This is a genomic window from Pseudoxanthomonas koreensis (assembly GCF_041890415.1).
Taxonomy (GTDB): domain Bacteria; phylum Pseudomonadota; class Gammaproteobacteria; order Xanthomonadales; family Xanthomonadaceae; genus Pseudoxanthomonas; species Pseudoxanthomonas koreensis_A.
Genome location: NZ_CP169056.1, coordinates 1,891,730 through 1,912,635 on the forward strand (window position 1 = coordinate 1,891,730; position 20,906 = coordinate 1,912,635).

A 20,906-nucleotide genomic window follows, 5' to 3' on the forward strand; every position below is an offset into this window, starting at 1 on the left:
CCTGCGCTCAGTCCACCATGCGCAGGCGCAATTCCTTGGGCAGGGCGAACACCATGTTCTCCGGCTCGCCGTCCAGCTCGCGCAGGCCCGCCGCGCCAAGCTCGCGCAGGCGCGCGATCACCCCGTCCACAAGCACCTGCGGCGCCGACGCACCGGCGGTCACGCCGACGTGCTGCTTGCCCGCCACCCAGGCCGGGTCGATCTCCTGGGCGCCGTCGATCAGGTAGGACTCCACGCCCTCGCGCCGCGCCAGTTCGGCCAGGCGGTTGGAATTGGAGCTGTTGGGCGAACCGACCACCAGCACCAGGTCGCAGCGGGCCGCCAGCTCGCGCACGGCGTCCTGGCGGTTCTGGGTGGCATAGCAGATGTCGTCGTTCTTCGGCCCCTGGATTGCAGGAAAGCGCGCCTGCAGGGCTTCAATGATGCCGCGGGTGTCATCCACCGACAGCGTGGTCTGGGTGGTGTAGGCCAGGTTCTCCGGCTGCTCCACGTGCAGGGTGGAGACATCGTCCACGCCCTCGACCAGGTGGATGGCACCGCCACCGCCTTCGCGGCTCCACTGCCCCATCGTGCCCTCGACCTCGGGATGGCCGGCGTGCCCGATCAGGACCACGTCGCGACCGGCGCGGCAATGCCGGGCGACCTCGAAGTGGACCTTGGTCACCAGCGGACAGGTCGCGTCGAACACCTTGAGTGCACGGCGGTCCGCTTCCTCGCGCACGGCGCGGGCAACGCCGTGGGCGCTGAAGATGACCGTTGCACCATCCGGCACTTCGTCCAGTTCCTCGACGAACACCGCGCCGCGCTGCTTGAGGTCATCGACCACGAAACGGTTGTGGACCACTTCGTGGCGCACGTAGATCGGCGCGCCCAGGGTCTCGATGGCGCGCTTGACGATCTCGATGGCCCGGTCGACACCGGCACAGAAACCGCGGGGATTGGCGAGGATGACATCCATGGGGGGAAGTCTACCGGACATGTCCGCCGGGGCGGGCGCGGCGGCGGCCTATCCGGCCTTGCCCTGCCCGCTGCGCCTGCGCCCGTCGAACACGCCGAACAGGGCGATCCCGACCGCGCCGGCCACGATCGCCGAGTCGGCCAGGTTGAACGCCGGCCAGTAGTGCTCGCGCCAGTGCCACTGGATGAAGTCGACCACATGGCCGTGGACCAGGCGATCGATCACGTTGCCCAGCGCGCCGCCGATGACCAGCGCATACGGCAGGGCCTGGCGCCAGTCGCTGCGGGCGGTGCGCGACAGCCACCAGCCCAGCAGCCCGCAGATGATGAAGGCCAGCGCCGTGAAGAAGATCACCTGCCAGCCGCCGGCATCGGCCAGGAAGCTGAAGGCCGCGCCGGTGTTGTAGGTGCGATACCAGTTCCAGAAGCCCTCAATCACCGGCACGGCCGTGTACTCGGGCAGGCTGGCCAGCACCCAGGCCTTGCTCCACTGGTCCAGGCCGATCACCACTGCCGACAGCAGCAGCCAGGCCAGCGCATCGGGTTTGGGCCGGGCCATGCTCAGAACCACCGGCGCTCTTCGCCGGCGCCCTCGATGTTGGTGACGCAGCGCACGCAAAGCCCGGCATGTGCCGTCACCGAACCGACGTCGGCACGGTGCTGCCAGCAGCGCACGCACTTGGCCGTGGTGGTCGGCTGGGCGCTGACGAAGATGTCCTCGGTCTGTGCCGGCACCACCGAGACGTCGCCGCTGATGAACAGGAAGCGCAGTTCATCGGCCAGCGGCTGCAGGTGGGCGGCGGTGTCGGCACCGGCGGTCAGGGTGATCTCCGCCTCCAGCGCCGCGCCGATCTGGCCGTTGGCGCGCATCGGCTCCAGCACCTTGGCCACCTGCTCGCGCAGGGCCAGCAGGCGCTCGAAGTCGGCAGCGCCCAGTTCGGCGTTCTCCGGCAGCGGCGCCAGGCCCTCGTACCAGGTGGCGAACAGGACGTTGGCCTCGCGCTCGCCCTGCCCGGTCTGGCGCGGCAGATAGCCCCACAGTTCGTCGGCGGTGAAGCTGAGCACCGGCGCGATCCAGCGCACGAACGCCTCGACCACGTGGTACATCGCGCCCTGCGCCGAACGCCGCCCGCGCGAATCCTCGCGCATGGTGTAGAGGCGGTCCTTGGTGACATCCAGGTACAGCGAGCCCAGGTCCACGCTGCAGAAGTTGAGCAGCGCCTGGACGATGGCGGCGAAATCGTAGCGGTCGTAGGCGGCGATGATCTTCTGCTGCACCTCCCAGGCACGGTGCACGATCCAGCGGTCCAGCGCGACCATGTCCTCCAGCGGCAGCAGGTCGCGCGCCGGCTCGAATCCATGCAGGTTGGCCAGCAGGAAGCGCGCGGTATTGCGGATCCGGCGGTAGGCATCGGCATTGCGCTTGAGTATCTCCTGCGACAGCGACATCTCGTTGCTGTAGTCGGCCGAGGCGATCCACAGGCGCAGGATGTCGGCGCCCAGGGTCTTCATGATGTCCTGCGGCTCGATGCCGTTGCCCAGCGACTTGGACATCTTGCGGCCGTGCTCGTCCACGGTGAAGCCGTGGGTCAGGCACTGCCGGTACGGGGCGGCCTTGTCGATCGCGATGCCGGTCAGCAGCGAGGACTGGAACCAGCCGCGGTGCTGGTCGCTGCCTTCCAGGTACAGGTCGGCCGGCTTGCCCAGGCCACGCGCGGGCAGCACGTTCTCGTGGGTGACGCCCGAATCGAACCAGACATCGAGGATGTCGGTGATCCTGTCGTAATCGGCGGCCTCGTCGCCCAGCAGCTCGGCCGGGTCCAGCGAGTACCACACGTCCACCCCGCCCTGCTCCACGCGGTCGGCCACCTGGCGCATCAGTTCGCTGCTGCGCGGGTGCGGCTCGCCGGTCTGGCGGTGCACGAACAGCGCGATCGGCACGCCCCAGGTGCGCTGGCGCGAAATGGTCCAGTCCGGGCGTCCCTCCACCATGGTGGCGATGCGCGCCTTGCCCCACTCCGGGTACCACTTCACCGTGCCGATGGCCGCCAGTGCGTCGGCGCGCAGGTTGGCCTGGTCCATCGAGATGAACCACTGCGGCGTGGCCCGGAACGCGATCGGGGTCTTGTGCCGCCAGCAGTGCGGATAGGCGTGCTCCAGCCTGGTCGATGCGAGCAGCGCGCCGCTGGCGCTGAGCACCTCGACGATGGCGTCGTTGGCCTTCCAGATGTGCTGGCCGGCCAGTTCGGTCCCGTGTGCGGCCGGGGTGGACGCCAGGTAGACGCCGCGCCCATCGACCGGGTTGAGCTCGGCCGCGTCGTAGCGGTCGATCAGGCCGTAGGCCTTGCCGACCACGTAGTCGTCCTGGCCGTGGCCGGGCGCGGTGTGGACGGCGCCGGTGCCGTCCTCGGCAGAGACGTGACCTCCCAGCAGCACCGGGATGTCGCGTGCGTCATAGAACGGATGCGCAAACCCCAGGTGCTCCAGCGCGGCGCCCTTGGCCTTGCCATGCAGGCTCACGCCGGCCACGCCGTAGCGCTGCAGCGCGCCTTCGGCCAGGGCCTCGGCCAGCACCAGCCAGCGGCGGCGGCCATCGCGGGGGGGACCCTCCACCAGCGCGTAGTCCAGGTCCGGACCCAGCGAGATCGCCAGCGAGGCCGGCAGCGTCCACGGCGTGGTGGTCCAGATCGGGATCGCGACCTCGACATCGGCCGGCACCTGCACGCCGAACGCCTTGCCCACCGCCTGCGCATCGCGCGCGGCGTAGGCCACGTCCACCGCCGGGCTGGTCTTGTCCTGGTATTCGATCTCGGCCTCGGCCAGGGCCGAGCCGCAGTCGAAGCACCAGTGCACCGGCTTCACCCCGCGGGTGAGGTGGCCGTTGTCGACGATCCGGGCCAGCGCGCGGATCTCGCCGGCCTCGTAGCTGAAATCGAGCGTGCGATACGGGTTGTCCCAGTCGCCGATCACGCCCAGGCGCTTGAAATCCTTGCGCTGGATCTCGATCTGGGCCTGGGCGTATTCGCGGCACTTCTGCCGGAACTCGGTGGCGTCCAGCTTGACCCCGACCTTGCCGTACTTTTTCTCGATCGCGATCTCGATCGGCAGGCCGTGGCAGTCCCAGCCCGGGATGTACGGCGCATCGAAGCCGGCCAGATAGCGCGACTTGACGATGATGTCCTTGAGGATCTTGTTGACCGCATGGCCAAGGTGGATTGCGCCGTTGGCATAGGGCGGGCCGTCGTGCAGCACGAACAGCGGCCGCCCCTTGGCGTTGGCGCGCAATTGCGCATACAGGCCGTCGGCCTCCCAGCGCGCCAGGGTGTCGGGCTCGCGCTTGGGCAGGTCGCCGCGCATCGGGAAATCCGTGGCCGGCAGATGGAGGGTGGCTTTGTAGTCTTGGGTCACGGTGTCTACCGTCGCACTGCGGCTTTCAGGGAATCCGCGCCGGTCGGCGCGGGCGATTGCGGGGAATGGTCATGCTCGGTGCCGGCCCTCCCCGGGGCGGCCGCGCGCGCGGCCTCGGCGTGCGCGGACAGGATCGCACGCGCCTGCGCCGCATCACGGTGCATCTGCGCGGTCATTTCCGGCAGCCCCGGAAATTTTTCCTCATCGCGCAGCCGGGCCACGAACTCCACTTCCAGGTGGCGCCCGTACAGGTCGCCGGAGAAGTCGAACAGGTGTGCCTCGAGCAGAGGCTCCATGCCATCGACCGTGGGCCGGGTGCCGAAGCTGGACACCGCCGGCCAGGGCCGCGGCCCGGCGCCATGCACCAGGGTGGCGTAGATGCCCGACAGCGCCGGGGTCCGCGGGAAGCGCAGGTTGGCGGTAGGGAAGCCGAGGGTGCGGCCAAGCTGCCGGCCCCGCACCACGCGCCCGCAGATGGCATAGGGGCGGCCCAGCAGCGCAGCGGCACGGCCGAAGTCGCCGGCAACCAGTGCCTCGCGGATGCGGGTGCTGGAAACGCGCTCACCCTGGACCTGGACCGGCGTGATCGCATCGGCGACGAAGCCCAGCTCGCGGCCCATCGCCTGCAGCAGGGCCAGGTCGCCACCACGGCGATGGCCGAAGCCGAACCCCGGGCCGATCCACACTTCGCGCGCGGCCAGGCGCCCGACCAGCACCTGGCGCACGAAGGTTTCCGCGGGCATCGCCGCCAACGCGGCGTTGAAGCGCAGCAGGCCCAGATGGTCGATGCCCAGGCCGAACAGGCCGCCGACCCGGTCGCGCGGCAGGGTCAGGCGTGGCGGTGGATTGTCGCGGGCGAAGAACTCGCGCGGCAGCGGCTCGAAGCTCAACGCGACGGCGGGCAGGCCCAGCGATCGCGCACGCGCCACCGCATGCCGCACCAGCGCCCGGTGGCCCAGGTGGAGGCCGTCGAAGGCGCCGATGCAGACCACGCTGCCGCCCGCACACACCGGACCGCCGTCGACGTCGCGAAATAGCCTGTTCATAGGAGCACGGCAGTATAGCGGGTGCGCCCGGCCCGGGGCCGCCCGCTGCGCCGCCGCGTCAATGCCGCAGGTGCCGCGGGCGCAGCCCCAGCACCAGCAGCGCCGCGCCGTAGGCACATGCGCCGGCTGCGATGGCGGCCAGCAGCCAGCCCACCCGCGCCGGGGCCCCGGCAATGGCCGTCCAGTCGCCGATCCAGCCGCGCGCCGCAAGCACCACGGCGGTCATCACCAGGCAGGCCACGCCCAGGCGCAGGGCGAACCGTCCCCAGCCATCCTGCGGGCGGTACACCCCGGAGCGGCGCAGCGCGCGCCACAGCAGCCACGCATTGACCATGCCGGCCAGGGCCGTGGCCAGGGCGATGCCACCATGGCTGCCCTGCACGCCCGATCGCCACAGCGGCGTGACGATGGCCACGGTCAGCACGACATTGGCGGCCACCGTCCAGATTGCCGCACGCATCGGCGTGCGGGTGTCCTGGCGGGCGTAGAACGCCGGCGCCAGCACCTTGCTGAGCATGAAGGCCGGCACGCCCAGGCTCATCGCACCCAGGCTGACCGCGGCCATGCGCGTGTCGAAGGCGGTGAAGCGGCCGTAGTTGTAGACCGTTGCGGTGATCGGCTCGGCCAGCAGCAGCAGGCCCAGGCCGGCCGGGACGCCGGCCAGCAGCGCCATCCGCAGGCCCCAGTCCAGCGAGGTGTTGTAGCCGGCCGCATCCTCGGCCGCGTGGCGGCGCGACAGGTGCGGCAGGATCACCGTGCCCAGCGCGACCCCGAACAGGCCCAGCGGGAACTCGATCAGCCGGTCGGAGTAATACAGCCAGTCGATGCTGCCCGCGGCCAGCACCGAGGCGAACGCGGTGCCGACCAGCAGGTTCAACTGCGCCACCGAGGAGGAAAACAGCGTGGGCAGCATCAGGCGGCCGACCTTGCGCACCTGCGCATGGCCGAAGCCCGGGCGCAGCCTGGGCCGCAGGCCGAGCCGGCCCAGCGCCGGCCACAGCAGCATCAACTGCAGGAAGCCCGCGGCCAGCACGCCCCAGGCCAGGCCCTTGGGCGGCACATCGAAGCGCGGCGCCAGCCACAGCATCGCCGCGATCATGGTCAGGTTGTGCAGCACCGGGGTGAACGCCGGCAGCCCGAAGTGCCCGTCGCTGTTGAGGATGGATGCGGCCAGCGCCATCATCGAGATGAACAGCAGGTACGGGAAGGTGATGCGCAGCATCTGCGCGGTCAGCGCCAGCAGTTCCGGCTGCTCGGCCCAGCCCGGCGCGAACAGGCGTGCGATCAACGGCGCGGCCAGGATGCCCAGCGCGCAAGTCACCATCACCACCGCGCACAGCGCCCCGGCCATGTGGTCGATGAAGGACTTGAGCGCCGCGCGGTCGCCACGCTCGCGGATCTCGTTGAGCACAGGCACGAAGGCCATCGCCATCGAGCCCTCGGCAAATACCCGGCGCAGGAAATTCGGCACCCGATAGGCGACGATGAACGCGCTCATCGCCCCGCCGGTGCCGAACAGGGTGGCCTGCAGCATGTCCCGGGCAAAACCGGCCACCCGCGACAGCAGGGTCATGGCGCTGAACACCGCGGTGGAACGCAGCAGCCCGGGCCGGCGCTGCCGCCGCGTCGCCGGCGCGGCGCCCTCTTCTTCGGGCGCGCTCACGCCGGGCTCCGCGGAGCGCCGGGCCGGTTGACGCAAGTCCCTGAATCCACCATAATTTCCTTCTTCACTTTCCCGTGCACCGGCAATTGCCGGGCATTGCCGTTCAATTCATCACCCGTTTCCAGGATTCCACTGTGGCCAACATCAAGTCCGCCAAGAAGCGCGCCAAGCAGACCGTGGTGCGCAACCAGCGCAACACCAGCCAGCGCTCGATGCTCCGCACCGCCGTGAAGAAGGTTATCAAAGCCCTCGACGCCAACGACGCGGCAACCGCGCAGGAAGCCTTCAAGTCGGCCCAGCCGCTGCTGGACCGCATGAGCGCCCGCGGCCTGATCCACAGGAACAAGGCCGCCCGCCACAAGAGCCGCCTGAACGCCCGCATCAAGGCGCTGGCCGCCGCCTGATCCCGCGACGCGGCCCCGCGGCCGCCCGCGCATCGGCATGAAAACAAAAGGCCCGGATTGCTCCGGGCCTTTTGTCGTGTCCGGCCCGGGCCGGCCCGGGCCGGCCCGACCTGATCAATCGGTTTGTCCGGCGGCCTGCTCATCGGCCTGCGCCGCGCGCAGCCGGTCCAGGAATGCCTGGATCTCGAGCATGATCGGCCAGGTTCCTTCGCGGCCCAGCGCCGAAACCAGGTACCAGGGCTGGGTCCAGCCCAGTTCGGCCACGACTTCAGCGGCGCGCTGGGCCGCCTCGTCCTCGAACATGAGGTCGGCCTTGTTCAGCACCAGCCAGCGCGGCTTGGCCAGCAACTCAGGGTCATGCTTGCCCAGCTCGTGCTCGATGGCGCGCACCTGGGCCACGGGAGAGACATCCTCGGCACCGCCGGCACCGCCTTCCAGCGGCATCGGCGCGATGTCCACCAGGTGCAGCAGCAGCCGGGTGCGCTGCAGGTGGCGCAGGAACTGGGCACCGAGCCCGGCGCCATCGGCCGCGCCCTCGATCAGGCCGGGGATGTCCGCGATCACGAAGCTGCGGTGCGGCTCGATGCTGACCACGCCCAGATTGGGATACAGCGTGGTGAACGGGTAGTCCGCCACCTTGGGCGTGGCCGCGGACACCGCACGCACGAACGTACTCTTGCCCGCGTTGGGAAAGCCCAGCAGGCCCACGTCGGCCAGCAGCTTCAGCTCCATCTTCAGCCTGCGCTGTTCACCCGGCTCGCCGGGCAGGGCCTGGCGCGGCGCGCGGTTGATCGAACTCTTGAAGTGCATGTTGCCCAGCCCGCCCTTGCCGCCGCGGGCCACCAGCAGGCGGTCGCCATGCCGGGTGAGGTCGCCGATCACCTCGTCGGTATCGACGTTGGTGACCACGGTGCCGACCGGCACGTTGATCACCTTGTCCTCGCCGCCCTTGCCGTACATCTGCCGGCCCATGCCGTTCTGCCCGCGCTGGGCGCGGAAACTGCGCTCGTGGCGGAAGTCCACCAGGGTGTTGAGGTTCTCGTCGGCAACCAGCCAGACGCTGCCACCGTTGCCGCCATCGCCGCCGTCCGGCCCGCCCATGGGGATGAACTTCTCGCGCCGGAAGCCGACGCAGCCATTGCCGCCATTGCCGGCAATGACTTCGATTTCTGCTTCGTCGACGAGTTTCATGGGGCGGGGACCGGAGGCGTTTGAATGGGATGTGGAATCGCGGGAAGGGTAACCGGAATCGCAACAGTGGTCCGGCGCCACGAAACGAAAGGCCCCGCCGGAGCGGGGCCTTCGCTGCATCACTGCCGGCGTGACCGGGCCGCGCCAGGCGCGGCTGCGCGGCGATCAGGCGTCGGCGACGACGCTGACGGTGCGGCGCTTGGTCGCGCCCTTGATGCCGAACTCGACCTTGCCGTCGACCAGCGCGAACAGGGTGTGGTCGCGGCCCAGGCCGACACCGGCGCCCGGATGGAACTGGGTGCCGCGCTGGCGCACGATGATGTTGCCGGCTTCGACGGCCTGGCCGCCGAACAGCTTCACGCCCAGGTACTTCGGGTTGGAGTCGCGGCCGTTGCGGGTCGAACCACCAGCCTTTTTATGTGCCATGACTGCTTCTCCTTACTTGCTGTCGCCACCGGCAATGCCGGTGATCTCGATTTCGGTGTAATGCTGGCGATGCCCCTGCCGCTTCATGTGGTGCTTGCGGCGGCGGAACTTGATGATGCGGATCTTGTCGGCGCGGCCGTGGCCGACCACCTTGGCGGTGACGCTGGCGCCCTTGAGCGCGTCGCCGACCTTGATCCCGTCGCTGTCACCCAGCAGCAGGACGTTGTCGAACTTGATCTCGCTGCCGGCATCGGCCTCGAGCTTCTCGACGCGGAGCGATTCGCCCTGCGCCACGCGGTATTGCTTACCGCCGGTTACCAGAACTGCGTACATGACCAGGCATTCCTCTGTTGTTATTGTGGTCGCCTGCCACGCCCTCGGGGGCGGACAGAAGCGGAATTGTATGTCCCGGGACAAGTCCGGGTCAACCTGACCAGCGGCTGCGCCACCCCGGGCCGGGCCGGGCACCGGCCCTTGCGCCGTGGCGGTTTGCCCACAGATCGGGCAGTCCGCTAGGCTGGCCCATTGGCTTCCGCAGACCCCCCCACTGATGGACAGCATCAAGATCCGCGGCGCGCGGACCCACAACCTCAAGAATCTGGACATCGACCTGCCGCGCAACCGGCTGATCGTGATCACCGGGCTGTCCGGCTCGGGCAAGTCCTCGCTGGCGTTCGACACCATCTACGCCGAAGGCCAGCGCCGCTACGTGGAATCGCTGTCGGCCTATGCCCGGCAGTTCCTCAGCGTGATGGAAAAGCCGGACGTGGACACCATCGAGGGCCTGTCGCCGGCCATCTCGATCGAGCAGAAGTCCACCTCGCACAACCCGCGCTCCACCGTGGGCACCATCACCGAGATCTACGACTACCTGCGCCTGCTCTACGCGCGGGTAGGCATCCCGCGCTGCCCCGATCACGGCTACCCGCTGGAGGCGCAGACCGTGGGCCAGATGGTGGATCACGTGCTGGCGCTGGGCCAGGCCGAGGAAACGCGGGAGCAGCGCTGGATGCTGCTGGCGCCGGTGGTGCGCGAGCGCAAGGGCGAGCACGTGCAGGTGTTCGAACAGTTGCGCGCGCAGGGGTACGTGCGGGTCCGGGTGAACGGCGAGCTGCACGAGATCGACGCGGTGCCGGCGCTGACCCTGCGCCAGAAGCACACCATCGAGGCGGTGATCGACCGCTTCCGCCCGCGCGAGGACATCAAGCAGCGCCTGGCCGAGTCGTTCGAGACCGCGCTCAAGCTGGGCGACGGCATGGCCATCGTGGTCTCGCTGGACCGCCCCGACGCGCCGCCGCAGCTGTTCTCGTCCAAGTATTCGTGCCCGGTGTGCGACTACTCGCTGCCGGACCTGGAGCCGCGCCTGTTCTCGTTCAACGCACCGATGGGCGCCTGCCCGTCCTGCGATGGCCTTGGCGTGGCCGAATTCTTCGACCCGGCGCGGGTGGTGGCCCATCCGGCGCTGTCGCTGGCGGCCGGTGCGGTGCGCGGCTGGGACCGGCGCAACGCCTACTACTTCCAGCTGATCAACTCGCTGGCCAAGCATTACCGCTTCGACGTGGACACGCCATGGCAGGCCCTGCCCGAGGCGGTGCGCGAAGCCGTGCTGTACGGCAGCGGCGAGGAGGCGATCGGCTTCACCTACCTCACCGAGGCCGGCGGGCGCACCCAGCGCAAGCACCGCTTCGAGGGCATCATCAACAACCTCGAGCGCCGCTACCGCGACACCGAATCACCTGCGGTGCGCGAGGAGCTTTCCAAGTACATCAGCCAGCGCCCCTGCCCTGACTGCGGCGGCGCGCGCCTGAACCGTGCCGCGCGCAACGTATTCGTCGCCGAGCGGCCGCTGCCCGAGCTGGTGGTGTTGCCGGTGGACGAGGCGCTGGCGTTCTTCCGCGGGCTGAACCTGGCCGGCTGGCGCGGCGAGATCGCCACCAAGATCGTCAAGGAGATCAACGAACGGCTGGGCTTCCTGGTCGACGTCGGCCTCGATTACCTCACCCTGGAACGCAAGGCCGACACGCTCTCCGGTGGCGAGGCCCAGCGCATCCGCCTGGCCAGCCAGATCGGCGCCGGCCTGGTGGGTGTGATGTACGTGCTCGACGAGCCGTCCATCGGCCTGCACCAGCGCGACAACGAGCGCCTGCTCGGCACCCTGGTGCGCCTGCGCGACCTGGGCAACACCGTGATCGTGGTCGAGCACGACGAGGATGCGATCCGCGCCGCCGACCACATCCTCGACATCGGCCCCGGCGCCGGCGTGCACGGCGGCGAAGTTGTCGGCGAAGGCCTGCTGGACGACATCCTGGCCGCGCCGCGCTCGCTCACCGGCCAGTACCTGTCGGGCAAGCGCCGCATCGAGGTGCCGGCGCAGCGCCACCGGCCCGACCCGAAGATGACCCTGCACCTGCGCGGCGCGCGCGGCAACAACCTCAAGGACGTGGACCTGGACATCGCCGCCGGGCTGATGACGTGCATCACCGGCGTATCGGGCTCGGGCAAGTCGACCCTGGTCAACGACACGCTCTACGCGCTGGCGGCCAACGAGATCAACGGCGCCTCGCACACCGCGGCACCGCACCGCGAGGTCGAGGGCCTGGACCTGTTCGACAAGGTGGTGGACATCAACCAGTCGCCGATCGGGCGCACCCCGCGCTCCAATCCGGCCACCTACACCGGCCTGTTCACCCCGCTGCGCGAGCTGTTCGCGCAGGTGCCCGAAGCGCGCGCGCGCGGCTATTCGCCCGGGCGCTTCAGCTTCAACGTGCGCGGCGGCCGCTGCGAGGCCTGCCAGGGCGACGGTCTGATCAAGGTCGAGATGCACTTCCTGCCCGACGTGTACGTGCCTTGCGACGTCTGCCACGGCAAGCGCTACAACCGCGAAACCCTGGACATCCAGTACAAGGGCCACAACATCCACGACGTGCTGGAGATGACCGTGGAGGATGCGCTGCAGCTGTTCGAGCCGGTCCCGGCCATCGCCCGCAAGCTGGAAACCCTGGTCGACGTGGGCCTGAGCTACGTCAAGCTGGGCCAGAGCGCGACCACCCTGTCCGGTGGCGAGGCGCAGCGGGTCAAGCTGTCCAAGGAACTGTCGCGGCGCGATACCGGACGCACGCTCTACATCCTGGACGAGCCCACCACCGGCCTGCACTTCCACGACATCGAACACCTGCTCGGCGTGCTGCACCGGCTGCGCGACGAAGGCAACACGGTGGTGGTGATCGAGCACAACCTGGACGTGATCAAGACCGCCGACTGGGTCGTGGACCTGGGCCCGGAGGGCGGGCACCGCGGCGGCCAGATCATCGCCACCGGCACCCCGGAGGACGTGGCCGCCAACCCGGCATCGCATACCGGCCGCTTCCTGGCCCGGCTGCTGCCCGATGCCCGGCCCGCCCGCGGCAGCAAGCCGGCCGCCACCGCCCGCCCGGCGGTGCTGCCGCCACGCAAGAGCGCTGCGAAGAAGGCCAGGAAGGCCGCTCCATGACCACGCCAGCGCCCACGCCCAGGCTGCTGGCGCGCGTGCCGATGACCGTGCGCTGGCGCGACATGGATGCCATGGGCCACGTCAACAACGCCAAGTACATCTCCTACCTGGAAGAGGCGCGGGTGCGCTGGATGCTGGACGTACCGGGCGTGTCGGGCGTGTCGATGAATGACGCGGTCGCCCCGGTGGTCGCGGCCACCCATGTCAACTACCGCGCACCGATCGTGTGGCCGGACGACATCGTGGTGGAGCTGTTCGTCGAGCGGCTGGGCAGCAGCAGCGTGACCATCGGCCATCGCATCACCAGCCTGAAGGACGAGAGCGTGCTCTATTCCGATGGCCACGTCGTGGTGGTGTGGATGGATACGCGCAGCGGGCGTAGCGCACCACTGCCGGACGCCATCCGCGCAGCCTGCAGCTGAGCGGGACGAAAGCGGCCTGCGCCGCGGCGGTTCAACCCTCGCCCGGCCCGGGCACCATCAGCGTATCCACCGGCGAGGCCTCCAGCAGTCGCCGCGCGGTGCTGCCCAGGACCAGCTCCGACAACGGCGGCCGGTCGCGGCTGGCCACCACCGCCAGGTCCACCGGGTACTGGTGGGCGTACACCGTCAGCAGCAGCGCCGGATCGCCGCGCTCGGCCACCACCGGCACGCTGTCGGCGCCGGCAGGCGGGCGCACCTGTTCGAGGAAGACGCGGGCCTGTTCCTGCGCCTGCTCGGCCGCGGCCGCGATCGCTTCGTCGCGCGCGACATCCAGCAGCCCGGCGCGCGGCACGTCGTAGCCATGCAGCAGCACCGGGCTGGCGTCGGGAAACAGGGCCATGCCGGTGCGCATCGCGGTGGCCGAAGCCTCCGACCAGTCGCTGGCCACCACCATGCGCTGGTAGGGCGCGTGGGTGCGGCCGCGCACGGCCAGTACCGGCACCGGGCAACGGCGCACGATCCGGTCCACCGTGGAGCCCAGCACGATGCGGCCCAGCCCTTCCTGGCGCGCAACCCCGGTGATCACCAGGCCGCAGCCTTCCTCGCGCGCGATCTCCAGCAGTTGCGCGGCGGCATCGCCCTCGGCAACGCGCACCCGGACCGGCACATCGTGCTCGGCGATGGCCTGGTGCAGCAGGCGCTCGGCACGGTGCAGCGGATCCTCCGCGCGGTACCAGGCCGGCGGATCGGGCAGCAGCATGGCGCAGGCCTCGGCGGCGTTTTCCTCGACCACGGTGGCGGCCACAAGCTCCGCGCCCCAGGCACGGGCCAGCTGCAGCGCCCGGTCCAGCGCGCGGTCACTGCGCGGAGCCAGGTCGGTGGCCAACAGGATGCGGCGTGGGGTGCCTGATGCCGATGCGTGCATGTGCGTGCGTGTTCCTTGTGCGCGCCGATCGGCGCCCGGATCCACCTTACCTGCCGGCCGCGGCCGGCGGTAGCCGGCACAGCACGCGGACTGCAGGCATGCCGGTGGACGCGCGCGGCGGGCCAGCGCAGCGTGTACGACCGGCCTATGATGAATCCGTGTCCACGCAGGCAGTCGTGTCCATGACGTCATACGTACAGCCTCTCGACCATGGCCCCATCCGCGAGTTGCGCCTGGCGCGACCGCCGGTCAACGCACTGGACCCCGGCCTGTGCCGCGCCCTGATCGGCGCGCTGGACGCCGCCCAGGCGGAAGGCGCCGATGCGGTGGTGGTCTCGGGGTTGCCGGGGATCTTCTCGGCGGGGCTCGATGTGCCGCACCTGCTTGCGCTGGGCGAGGACCGGGCTGCGCTGCGTTCGGCCTGGGGCGCGTTCTTCGGCGCAGCACGTGCGCTGGCCGGGCTGCGCATCCCGGTGGTCGCGGCGATCACCGGCCATGCCCCGGCCGGCGGCTGCGTGCTGGCGCTGTGCTGCGATTACCGGGTGATGGCGCGGTGCGCCGACCCGGACAAGCCCTTCAGCATCGGCATGAACGAAACCCGGGTCGGCCTGGCGGTGCCCGATGGCGCCCAGCAGCTGATGCGCCGCGTGGTCGGCCGGCATCGCGCCGAGCGCCTGCTGGTCGCCGGCCACATGGTGCCGGCCGATGAAGCCCTGCACATCGGGCTGGTGGACGAACTGGCCGCCGCGGACGACGTGATCCCGCGTGCGCTGGCCTGGCTGCAACCGCTGCTGCAGCTGCCGCGCGCACCGATGCTGCAGACCCGCGCGCTGGCCCGCGCGGACCTGGTGCGCGCACTGGACCCGGAACACCTGCACCTGGACCGCTTCATCGACGCCTGGTACGCACCCGACACCCAGGCCGGCCTGCACGCATTGCTGGCCCGGCTCGGAAAAGCCTGATCGTCCGCCGCTAGGCCGGGCCGGTGGCCACCGGCCGCGAAGGATCCTCGATCCAGCCACTCCATGACCCGGCGAATACCTGCGCACCTCCCAGCCCGGCATGCTCCATCGCCAGCAGCAGGTGGCAGGCGGTCACGCCGGACCCGCACATCAGCACCGCCTCCGACGGCGGATGCCCGCGCAGGGCATCGAGCAGTTCGGCGCGCAGCTCGGCCGCCGGGCGGAAACGGCCATCGTGCAGGTTCAGCGGGAAAGGCCGGTTGACCGCGCTGGGCACGTGCCCGGCCACCGGGTCGATCGGTTCGACCTGGCCGGCGAAGCGCTCCGCGCCGCGTGCATCCAGCAGCCAGCCTGGCGCCTGGCCAAGGCGCGCCTGCACCTGCGCGGCAGTGGCGATGCGTGCAGCGGCGTAAGTGCTGCACGGATACGGCGGCAGCGGCGGCGGGCGGTCGGTGGCGGCCGTTTCCGGCAGGCCGGCGGCGCGCCAGGCAGCCAGCCCGCCATCGAGCACGGCCACGCGCTGGTGGCCCAGCAGGGTGAGCAGCCACCATGCGCGTGCGGCCGCCATGCTTCCATCGCCGGCGTCGTACACCACCACCTGGTGGGCCGGGCCGATGCCCCAGCCGCCAACCGTGCGCGCGAACGCGGCGGCATCCGGCAACGGGTGGCGCCCGTGGCCGCGACGCGCGTGGTCGGACAGCTGCAGGTCCAGGTCCGCATGCACGGCACCTGGAATGTGCGAGACGTCGAATGCCGCGCGCCCGGCCGATGGATCGCTGAGCGTGGCGCGTGCATCGAGCAGGCGCAGGTCGTGGCTGGCGGCGGCCAGCGCGGAGATGGCGCGCGCATCCACCAGGTTCAGTGCGTGGATGCCCAGCGCCGCGGCGAGCACATCGACATCCACCAGCGTGGTCCAGTGCACGGGGTTCATGCGCCCTCCTCCAGGCGTCGCCTCAGGTTGTAGAGGATCGCCGCGGTGGCGCCCCAGATGCGCCGGCCCGGCCAGTCGTATTCGAGCACGCTGCGCGGCCGGCCGGCGTAGTGGATATGCACCTGGCGCAGGTGTTCGGCGGCCATGAGGTAGTCCAGCGGAACCTCGAACACGTCGGCCACCTCGCCCGGATCCGGGCGCGGCACGTAGTCCGGATCGACCGCGGCCACCACCGGCGTCACCCGGAAGCCGCTGCTGGTCAGGAACGGATCGAGGTAGCCCAGCGGCGCCACCTGGCGTGCATCCAGGGCGATCTCTTCATGGCTTTCGCGCAGTGCGGCGGCCAGCGCGCCGGCGTCGGCCGGTTCGATCCTGCCGCCGGGAAAGCTGACCTGGCCTCCATGCTGGCGCAGGGTGTCGGTGCGCAGGGTCAGCAGCACCTGGGTGCCCGCGCCGGCACGCGGCACCAGCCCGACCAGGACCGCGGCCTCGGCCAGCGGTGATGGCGGCAGCAGGTCGTCCAGCTCGCTGCGGTTCCAGCCGTGCCCGGCCGGAGGACGTTGCAGCGGATGCAGCACGGCGCGCAATGCATGGCGTTCCTGCAGCGCGCCCAGGAAGCGGTAGCGATCGCGGGTGCGGCCGGCCAGCACGGTGTCCATCATCTGCCGGCGCGCGGCATCGCCCAACCGCGGCCACTGCGCGATCTCCGTGCTGCTGCGCAGGCAACCGCCGCAGATGCCGCCGGCATCCAGGCGGCAGGCACCCACGCAGGGGCTGGACGGGGCCGGACCGGCAGGAGGGAATTGCAAGCTGTGCACGCGGGCGCTGGCATGGCCAATGAGCGTAGCGCGGAATGCGCAGCCCGGAAACGACTGCGCCGGCATGGAAGCCGGCGCAGGGGTATTGCTGGAGGAGTCCGTTGGAAGAGCCGGCTGGAAAAGCCGGCTGGACCCGCTGGCCTACTTGATCGCCACCAGCTTGATCTCGAACACCACCGCCACGTTCGGCGGGAAGCCGGTGCGCGGATCGGCGCCATAGGCCTTGTCCGGCGACAGCGCCACTTCCCACTTGGAGCCAGCCGGCATCTGCAGCAGCACGTCGCGCATCGCCGCCATCTCCACTTCGCTGACCTTGATGCCCGGGATCTGCTGGGCAGGACGCGCCTGCTCCGGCCTCTGGCCGAACGGGTACGGGCCGGCGACCTCGAGCTGCACGTTGCTGGCCTGGGTCGGCTTGGCGCCGGTGCCATTCTCGAGCACCTTGTACGGCACGCCGCTGGGCAGGGTCTTCACGCCAGCCTGGCCCTTGTAGCTGGCCAGGAACTGGTCGGAGCGGGTCTTGTTCTCGGCGGCGGCCTTGTCGTACTGCGCCTTGGCCTGTTCGGCACGGGCCTGCTCGCGCTTCTGGAAGGCCTCCAGCGCCGGCCGCAGCAGTTCGGCACTGATCGCCGGCTCCTTCTTGCCCAACGCGTCCTGCAGGCCCTTGACCACCGAGTTGACGTCCAACTGCTCGCCACGGTCGACCAGCTCGGTCAGGTTGTTGCCGTAGTCATAGCCGAAGTAATAGCTCAGCTTGCCCTTCTCGGACGTGGTGTCCTGGGCGAGGGCGCCGCCGGCCACAAACAGGGCGGCGACAGCAACTGCGATCGGGCGCAACTTCATCTAGTTCTTCTCCGAAGAAGGAATTGCCGGGGGGCCCCGGCCATGGCGGACGCGATAGGATAGCCGGCGCACCGGCGGCCCGCCAGCGTGGCCAGACACGTTCCGACCGTCTCCCAGGGCGGAAGTTCCGCCCGTTGCGGCCCGCCCAGGATCGATTCAGCCAGGAGTTCCCTACATGACGGCCAGCCCCGTCCAGCGCCGCGACGCCGATAGCGTGCGCGTACTCACGATCGACCGCCCCGAACGCCTGAATGCCCTCGACCGGGATACGCTGGAGGCGCTGGACGCCGCCTTCGCCGCCGCCGCGGACGACCCGCAGGTGCGGGTGGTGGTGCTGACCGGAGCGGGCCCCAAGGCGTTCGTCGCCGGTGCCGACATCGCCCAAATGGCCGCACTCACGCCAATCCAGGCCCATGAATTTTCCACGCTGGGCCAGCGCCTGATGCGCCGGATCGAGCGCCTGCCCAAGCCGGTCATCGCGATGGTCAACGGCTACGCGCTGGGTGGCGGGCTGGAGCTGGCCATGGCCTGCCATCTGCGCATCGCCGCCGACATGGCACGGCTGGGCCAGCCGGAAGTGAACCTGGGCCTGATCCCCGGCTTCGGCGGAACCCAGCGCCTGCTGCGCCTGGCCGGGCGCGCCGCAGCACTGGAGCTGTGCCTGCTCGGCACGCCCATCGACGCCGCCCGCGCGCTCCAGCTTGGCGTGGTCAACCGGGTGGTGGCTGCCGCCGAGCTGGAGGCCGAAACCATGAGCGTGGCGGCCCAGTTGGCCGCAGCCGCACCGCTGGCGCTGCGCGGGATCCTCGATGCGGTCCTGGCCGGTGGCGAGTGCCCGATCGAGGAAGGATTGCAGTTCGAGACAGCGCGATTCGGCCTGCTGTTCGCCAGCGAGGACATGCGCGAAGGCTCTGCCGCCTTCCTCGAAAAGCGCAAGCCGCAGTTCCGCAATCGTTGAGCGAGCACCCGGCCATGACCCACGCGTCCGACGCCAGCGCGCCCGCTGACGACCTGGGCCAGCGGCTGCTGGCGCTGCTGGCCGCCGGTGACGTCGATGGCGCGCTCCAGGCCGGGCTGATGGAATTCGAGATCCAGCCCGACGCCGAGCGGCATGTTCCCCTGCGCCAGGCCCAGGATCGACTGCGCCAGGCCTGGGCCGCGCGCGACCGGCATCGCACCCGGCAGGCACGCCTGGCCCGGCTCGCCGCCGAGCGCGAAGCCCGCAGGCGCATACCTGCCGCGCCTGCCATGGTGGCCGATCGCGCACCGCCTGCCCTGCCGCCCGCGGCCGCGGCGGCGCTGGCCCGTGCGCGGGCCAAGGCGGGCGGAGGCCATGCGTCATGAGCGCCCCGCGCAAATCCGGGGCCAGGCCCGCGGCAGCGACACAGGCAGGTACCGCCCGCACGCCAGCGTCGAAAGCAAAGCCGCGCGCCCGCCGCAGCCGGCTCAAACCCGCCCAGATCGATGAACTGTTCGCGCGCCTGCGCGAACTGAATCCGCATCCGACCACCGAGCTCGAATACTCGACGCCGTTCGAACTGCTGGTGGCGGTGGCGCTGTCGGCGCAGGCCACCGACGTGGGCGTCAACAAGGCGACGCGCCGGCTGTTCCCGGTGGCCAACACGCCCGCGGCGATCCTGGCCCTGGGCGAGGACGGGCTGAAGAAATACATCAACACCATCGGCCTGTACAACGCGAAGGCGGCGAACATCATCGCCACCTGCAAGATCCTGCTGGACAGGCACGGCGGCGAGGTCCCGCACGGGCGCGAGGCGCTGGAGGCGCTGCCCGGCGTGGGCCGCAAGACCGCCAACGTGGTCCTCAACACCGCCTTCGGCGAGCCGACGATCGCCGTGGACACCCACATCTTCCGGGTGTCCAACCGCACCGGGCTGGCCCCGGGCAAGGACGTGCGCGCGGTCGAGGACGGGCTGCTGCGCGCGGTGCCGGACGAATATCTCCACGACGCCCACCACTGGCTGATCCTGCACGGGCGCTACGTGTGCAAGGCGCGCAAGCCCGACTGCCCGCAATGCGTGATCCGCGACCTGTGCCGGTATCCGGACAAGACGCCCGCCGTGGCGGGCGCACATGATCCGGACCGGCCAGGCGTCACCAGCTGAACTGGGTGCGCAGCGCGTACTGGCCGGTCTGGTCGCCGGTGAACTCGTTGTCGCCGCGGGTGTAGTTGAACATGAAGCGCAGGTTCGGGTTGACGTAGTAGTTCACGCCCAGGATGGTGCTGCTCACCTCGCGGTCGACGATGTCCTTGTTCTCGATGGTGTCGTAGCGCGCGGTCAACTCCCACAGGCCCTTGCCGGCGACCTTGGGCGAGGCGAACACGCCGGTGGCGGGCTTGTAGCCCTTGTGCCCGCCGTTGAGCATCCAGCTGCCCTGCACGTACCAGGTGGCCACGTCCTGGTCGGCACCGCCGGGCTGGCCGAAGCTGGCATTGACGTATTCGCCCTGGAAGAACGCCGGGCCGAACGCACCGGCCGCCTCCAGGCCATAGGCGGTGACGGTGTTGCGGCTGGCGCCGGTGGTGGTGGCGATCGCCTGGCCCGGTCCGCGGCGGCCGGCATAGTTGGCGCTGGCGGTGAGGTCGGCCGAACCGCGGTTGGCGTTCTCGTGGCTGACCCAGCCGCCGAAATGCAAGGTGCTGCTGTCGATGTTGATCGGGGCGAAGGTGACCCGGCCGGCAGCGCCCATGCCCTCGTTGCGGCTGCCCGAGGCACCGCGCAGGTTGAACACCGTGAACCCGGCGGTGTGGTTGCCGCCGCCACGCTGGTAACCGATGCCCTGCTGGAACTGTCGGCCACCAAACAGGCCGGTGGCCGAAGCGAAGGGCCGCTCCATCATCAGCAGTTCGTTGGAACTGGTCAGCTCCTCCATCGAGCGGTACGGCTTGAAGTGGCCGATGGTCACCTTGCCGCCGGCGAAGCCGGTGGCGATGTAGGCATCGCGCAGGCCGTCCAGGTTGCTGCCCGCGGCGAAATCCTGCTCCAGCTTGTAATCCCAGCCCAGCGCCTTGCCGGCCAGGGTCAGGCGCGCGCGGCGAAACTCGCTGGTACCGGTGGTCGCAGCCAGGTCGCGGTCGAAGGCATAGGCATCGAAGTGGATGCGGCCGCCGAGCGAGGCTTCGAACTTCTTGTCCGGCGAGGTGACCTTCAGGCCACCCTTGGTCTCGACCTTGGGCGTGGTCGCGGTGATCTTGTCGATCGTCTGCCGGGTATCGACATTGATGTCGGACTGGGCATCGGTACGTGTCTCCAGCTCGGCGACCTTGGCCTGCAGTGCGGCCAGCTGGGCCTTGAGCTGGGCCAGTTCGCCGCTGTCCTGTGCGATCGCGTGGAATGGAGCCAGGGTGCCCAACGCGGCGGCAAGGGCGAGGGCGAGGTGGGACTGGCGCATGGATATCTC

The 20,906-nt window shown here is 70.2% G+C and carries 20 protein-coding genes; 7 read left to right on the forward strand and 13 right to left on the reverse strand.

The window, feature by feature from the left end; translation table 11 throughout:
- Positions 1–7: 7 nt before the first annotated feature.
- The 5 genes from ispH to murJ are packed head-to-tail and all read right to left on the reverse strand — an operon-like array spanning position 8 to position 7,074.
- The gene (ispH, locus tag ACEJ41_RS08700) at positions 8–958 is read right to left on the reverse strand and encodes a 4-hydroxy-3-methylbut-2-enyl diphosphate reductase (protein WP_374011887.1); all 951 of its coding nucleotides are present in this window, start codon (positions 956–958) and stop codon (positions 8–10) included.
- 48 nt (positions 959–1,006) lie between these two features.
- Positions 1,007–1,516 carry a signal peptidase II gene (lspA, locus tag ACEJ41_RS08705; protein WP_374011888.1) on the reverse strand — a complete coding sequence of 170 codons (510 nt, stop codon included), beginning with the start codon at positions 1,514–1,516 and terminating at the stop codon, positions 1,007–1,009.
- 2 nt (positions 1,517–1,518) lie between these two features.
- Positions 1,519–4,365: an isoleucine--tRNA ligase gene (ileS, locus tag ACEJ41_RS08710; protein ID WP_374011889.1), complete on the reverse strand. Its 2,847-nt coding sequence runs from the start codon at positions 4,363–4,365 to the stop codon at positions 1,519–1,521.
- Positions 4,366–4,370: 5 nt separating this feature from the next.
- Positions 4,371–5,411, reverse strand: a complete 1,041-nt coding sequence (locus tag ACEJ41_RS08715; RefSeq protein ID WP_374011890.1) for a bifunctional riboflavin kinase/FAD synthetase — start codon at positions 5,409–5,411, stop codon at positions 4,371–4,373.
- A gap of 58 nt (positions 5,412–5,469) precedes the next feature.
- The gene (gene murJ / locus ACEJ41_RS08720) at positions 5,470–7,074 is read right to left on the reverse strand and encodes a murein biosynthesis integral membrane protein MurJ (protein WP_374011891.1); all 1,605 of its coding nucleotides are present in this window, start codon (positions 7,072–7,074) and stop codon (positions 5,470–5,472) included.
- 134 nt (positions 7,075–7,208) lie between these two features.
- On the opposite strand from murJ, the gene rpsT reads away from it, so the two are divergent.
- The gene (gene rpsT / locus ACEJ41_RS08725; RefSeq protein ID WP_374011892.1) at positions 7,209–7,478 is read left to right on the forward strand and encodes a 30S ribosomal protein S20; all 270 of its coding nucleotides are present in this window, start codon (positions 7,209–7,211) and stop codon (positions 7,476–7,478) included.
- 114 nt (positions 7,479–7,592) lie between these two features.
- Here rpsT and obgE read toward each other — a convergent pair whose 3' ends face one another.
- The 3 genes from obgE to rplU form a co-directional block, all read right to left on the reverse strand.
- Positions 7,593–8,669: a GTPase ObgE gene (gene obgE, locus ACEJ41_RS08730; protein WP_374011893.1), complete on the reverse strand. Its 1,077-nt coding sequence runs from the start codon at positions 8,667–8,669 to the stop codon at positions 7,593–7,595.
- 165 nt (positions 8,670–8,834) lie between these two features.
- Complete coding sequence (gene rpmA, locus ACEJ41_RS08735) at positions 8,835–9,095, reverse strand: 50S ribosomal protein L27 (RefSeq protein ID WP_374011894.1); 261 nt, start codon at positions 9,093–9,095, stop codon at positions 8,835–8,837.
- Positions 9,096–9,107: 12 nt separating this feature from the next.
- Positions 9,108–9,428 carry a 50S ribosomal protein L21 gene (gene rplU, locus ACEJ41_RS08740; RefSeq protein WP_374011895.1) on the reverse strand — a complete coding sequence of 107 codons (321 nt, stop codon included), beginning with the start codon at positions 9,426–9,428 and terminating at the stop codon, positions 9,108–9,110.
- Between the two features lie 217 nt (positions 9,429–9,645).
- Here rplU and uvrA point away from each other — a divergent pair, with 217 nt between their 5' ends.
- Positions 9,646–12,585 (forward strand): excinuclease ABC subunit UvrA, encoded by a 2,940-nt coding sequence (gene uvrA / locus ACEJ41_RS08745; RefSeq protein WP_374011896.1) that lies wholly within the window; start codon positions 9,646–9,648, stop codon positions 12,583–12,585.
- Complete coding sequence (locus ACEJ41_RS08750; protein WP_374011897.1) at positions 12,582–13,007, forward strand: acyl-CoA thioesterase; 426 nt, start codon at positions 12,582–12,584, stop codon at positions 13,005–13,007. The genes uvrA and ACEJ41_RS08750 overlap by 4 nt, the downstream gene beginning before the upstream one ends.
- A gap of 31 nt (positions 13,008–13,038) precedes the next feature.
- Here the strand turns inward: ACEJ41_RS08750 and ACEJ41_RS08755 are convergent, their stop codons facing one another.
- Positions 13,039–13,932, reverse strand: coding sequence for a universal stress protein (locus ACEJ41_RS08755; RefSeq protein ID WP_374011898.1), 894 nt, complete (start codon positions 13,930–13,932; stop codon positions 13,039–13,041).
- 182 nt (positions 13,933–14,114) lie between these two features.
- Here ACEJ41_RS08755 and ACEJ41_RS08760 point away from each other — a divergent pair, with 182 nt between their 5' ends.
- Positions 14,115–14,894: an enoyl-CoA hydratase/isomerase family protein gene (locus tag ACEJ41_RS08760; RefSeq protein WP_374011899.1), complete on the forward strand. Its 780-nt coding sequence runs from the start codon at positions 14,115–14,117 to the stop codon at positions 14,892–14,894.
- Between the two features lie 10 nt (positions 14,895–14,904).
- On the opposite strand, the gene ACEJ41_RS08765 is transcribed toward ACEJ41_RS08760, so the two are convergent.
- The 3 genes from ACEJ41_RS08765 to ACEJ41_RS08775 all read right to left on the reverse strand — a co-directional run bounded on the left by ACEJ41_RS08765 (position 14,905) and on the right by ACEJ41_RS08775 (position 17,486).
- Entirely contained in the window at positions 14,905–15,825 is a 921-nt protein-coding gene (locus tag ACEJ41_RS08765; RefSeq protein WP_374011900.1) for a sulfurtransferase, read from the reverse strand.
- Complete coding sequence (locus ACEJ41_RS08770; RefSeq protein ID WP_374011901.1) at positions 15,822–16,592, reverse strand: NUDIX domain-containing protein; 771 nt, start codon at positions 16,590–16,592, stop codon at positions 15,822–15,824. Before ACEJ41_RS08770 ends, ACEJ41_RS08765 begins: the two co-directional genes overlap by 4 nt.
- Before the next feature lie 192 nt (positions 16,593–16,784).
- A complete protein-coding gene (locus tag ACEJ41_RS08775; protein WP_374011902.1) occupies positions 16,785–17,486 on the reverse strand; it encodes an FKBP-type peptidyl-prolyl cis-trans isomerase N-terminal domain-containing protein in 702 nt (233 codons plus the stop codon).
- A gap of 175 nt (positions 17,487–17,661) precedes the next feature.
- On the opposite strand from ACEJ41_RS08775, the gene ACEJ41_RS08780 reads away from it, so the two are divergent.
- Genes ACEJ41_RS08780 through nth form a run of 3 tightly spaced genes read left to right on the forward strand, consistent with a single transcriptional unit; the run spans position 17,662 to position 19,609 of the window.
- Positions 17,662–18,444, forward strand: a complete 783-nt coding sequence (locus ACEJ41_RS08780; protein WP_374011903.1) for an enoyl-CoA hydratase-related protein — start codon at positions 17,662–17,664, stop codon at positions 18,442–18,444.
- Between the two features lie 14 nt (positions 18,445–18,458).
- The gene (locus ACEJ41_RS08785; RefSeq protein WP_374011904.1) at positions 18,459–18,830 is read left to right on the forward strand and encodes a hypothetical protein; all 372 of its coding nucleotides are present in this window, start codon (positions 18,459–18,461) and stop codon (positions 18,828–18,830) included.
- Positions 18,827–19,609: an endonuclease III gene (gene nth / locus ACEJ41_RS08790; RefSeq protein ID WP_374011905.1), complete on the forward strand. Its 783-nt coding sequence runs from the start codon at positions 18,827–18,829 to the stop codon at positions 19,607–19,609. The genes ACEJ41_RS08785 and nth overlap by 4 nt, the downstream gene beginning before the upstream one ends.
- Here the strand turns inward: nth and ACEJ41_RS08795 are convergent.
- Positions 19,599–20,897 (reverse strand): OprO/OprP family phosphate-selective porin, encoded by a 1,299-nt coding sequence (locus ACEJ41_RS08795; RefSeq protein ID WP_374011906.1) that lies wholly within the window; start codon positions 20,895–20,897, stop codon positions 19,599–19,601. The two genes, nth and ACEJ41_RS08795, sit on opposite strands and share 11 nt — an antisense overlap.
- Positions 20,898–20,906: the final 9 nt, after the last annotated feature.

What these genes read in the sequence shown, in the direction of transcription:
- nth (WP_374011905.1), top strand. Translation starts at nt 18,827, where the DNA reads ATGAGCGCCCCGCGCAAATCCGGGGCCAGGCCCGCGGCAGCGACACAG.
- ACEJ41_RS08795 (WP_374011906.1), bottom strand. Translation starts at nt 20,897, where the DNA reads ATGCGCCAGTCCCACCTCGCCCTCGCCCTTGCCGCCGCGTTGGGCACC.
- ACEJ41_RS08755 (WP_374011898.1), bottom strand. Translation starts at nt 13,932, where the DNA reads ATGCACGCATCGGCATCAGGCACCCCACGCCGCATCCTGTTGGCCACC.
- lspA (WP_374011888.1), bottom strand. Translation starts at nt 1,516, where the DNA reads ATGGCCCGGCCCAAACCCGATGCGCTGGCCTGGCTGCTGCTGTCGGCA.
- obgE (WP_374011893.1), bottom strand. Translation starts at nt 8,669, where the DNA reads ATGAAACTCGTCGACGAAGCAGAAATCGAAGTCATTGCCGGCAATGGC.
- ACEJ41_RS08750 (WP_374011897.1), top strand. Translation starts at nt 12,582, where the DNA reads ATGACCACGCCAGCGCCCACGCCCAGGCTGCTGGCGCGCGTGCCGATG.
- uvrA (WP_374011896.1), top strand. Translation starts at nt 9,646, where the DNA reads ATGGACAGCATCAAGATCCGCGGCGCGCGGACCCACAACCTCAAGAAT.
- ACEJ41_RS08785 (WP_374011904.1), top strand. Translation starts at nt 18,459, where the DNA reads ATGACCCACGCGTCCGACGCCAGCGCGCCCGCTGACGACCTGGGCCAG.
- rplU (WP_374011895.1), bottom strand. Translation starts at nt 9,428, where the DNA reads ATGTACGCAGTTCTGGTAACCGGCGGTAAGCAATACCGCGTGGCGCAG.
- ACEJ41_RS08780 (WP_374011903.1), top strand. Translation starts at nt 17,662, where the DNA reads ATGACGGCCAGCCCCGTCCAGCGCCGCGACGCCGATAGCGTGCGCGTA.
- ACEJ41_RS08760 (WP_374011899.1), top strand. Translation starts at nt 14,115, where the DNA reads ATGACGTCATACGTACAGCCTCTCGACCATGGCCCCATCCGCGAGTTG.
- ACEJ41_RS08765 (WP_374011900.1), bottom strand. Translation starts at nt 15,825, where the DNA reads ATGAACCCCGTGCACTGGACCACGCTGGTGGATGTCGATGTGCTCGCC.
- ACEJ41_RS08775 (WP_374011902.1), bottom strand. Translation starts at nt 17,486, where the DNA reads ATGAAGTTGCGCCCGATCGCAGTTGCTGTCGCCGCCCTGTTTGTGGCC.
- ACEJ41_RS08715 (WP_374011890.1), bottom strand. Translation starts at nt 5,411, where the DNA reads ATGAACAGGCTATTTCGCGACGTCGACGGCGGTCCGGTGTGTGCGGGC.
- rpmA (WP_374011894.1), bottom strand. Translation starts at nt 9,095, where the DNA reads ATGGCACATAAAAAGGCTGGTGGTTCGACCCGCAACGGCCGCGACTCC.
- ispH (WP_374011887.1), bottom strand. Translation starts at nt 958, where the DNA reads ATGGATGTCATCCTCGCCAATCCCCGCGGTTTCTGTGCCGGTGTCGAC.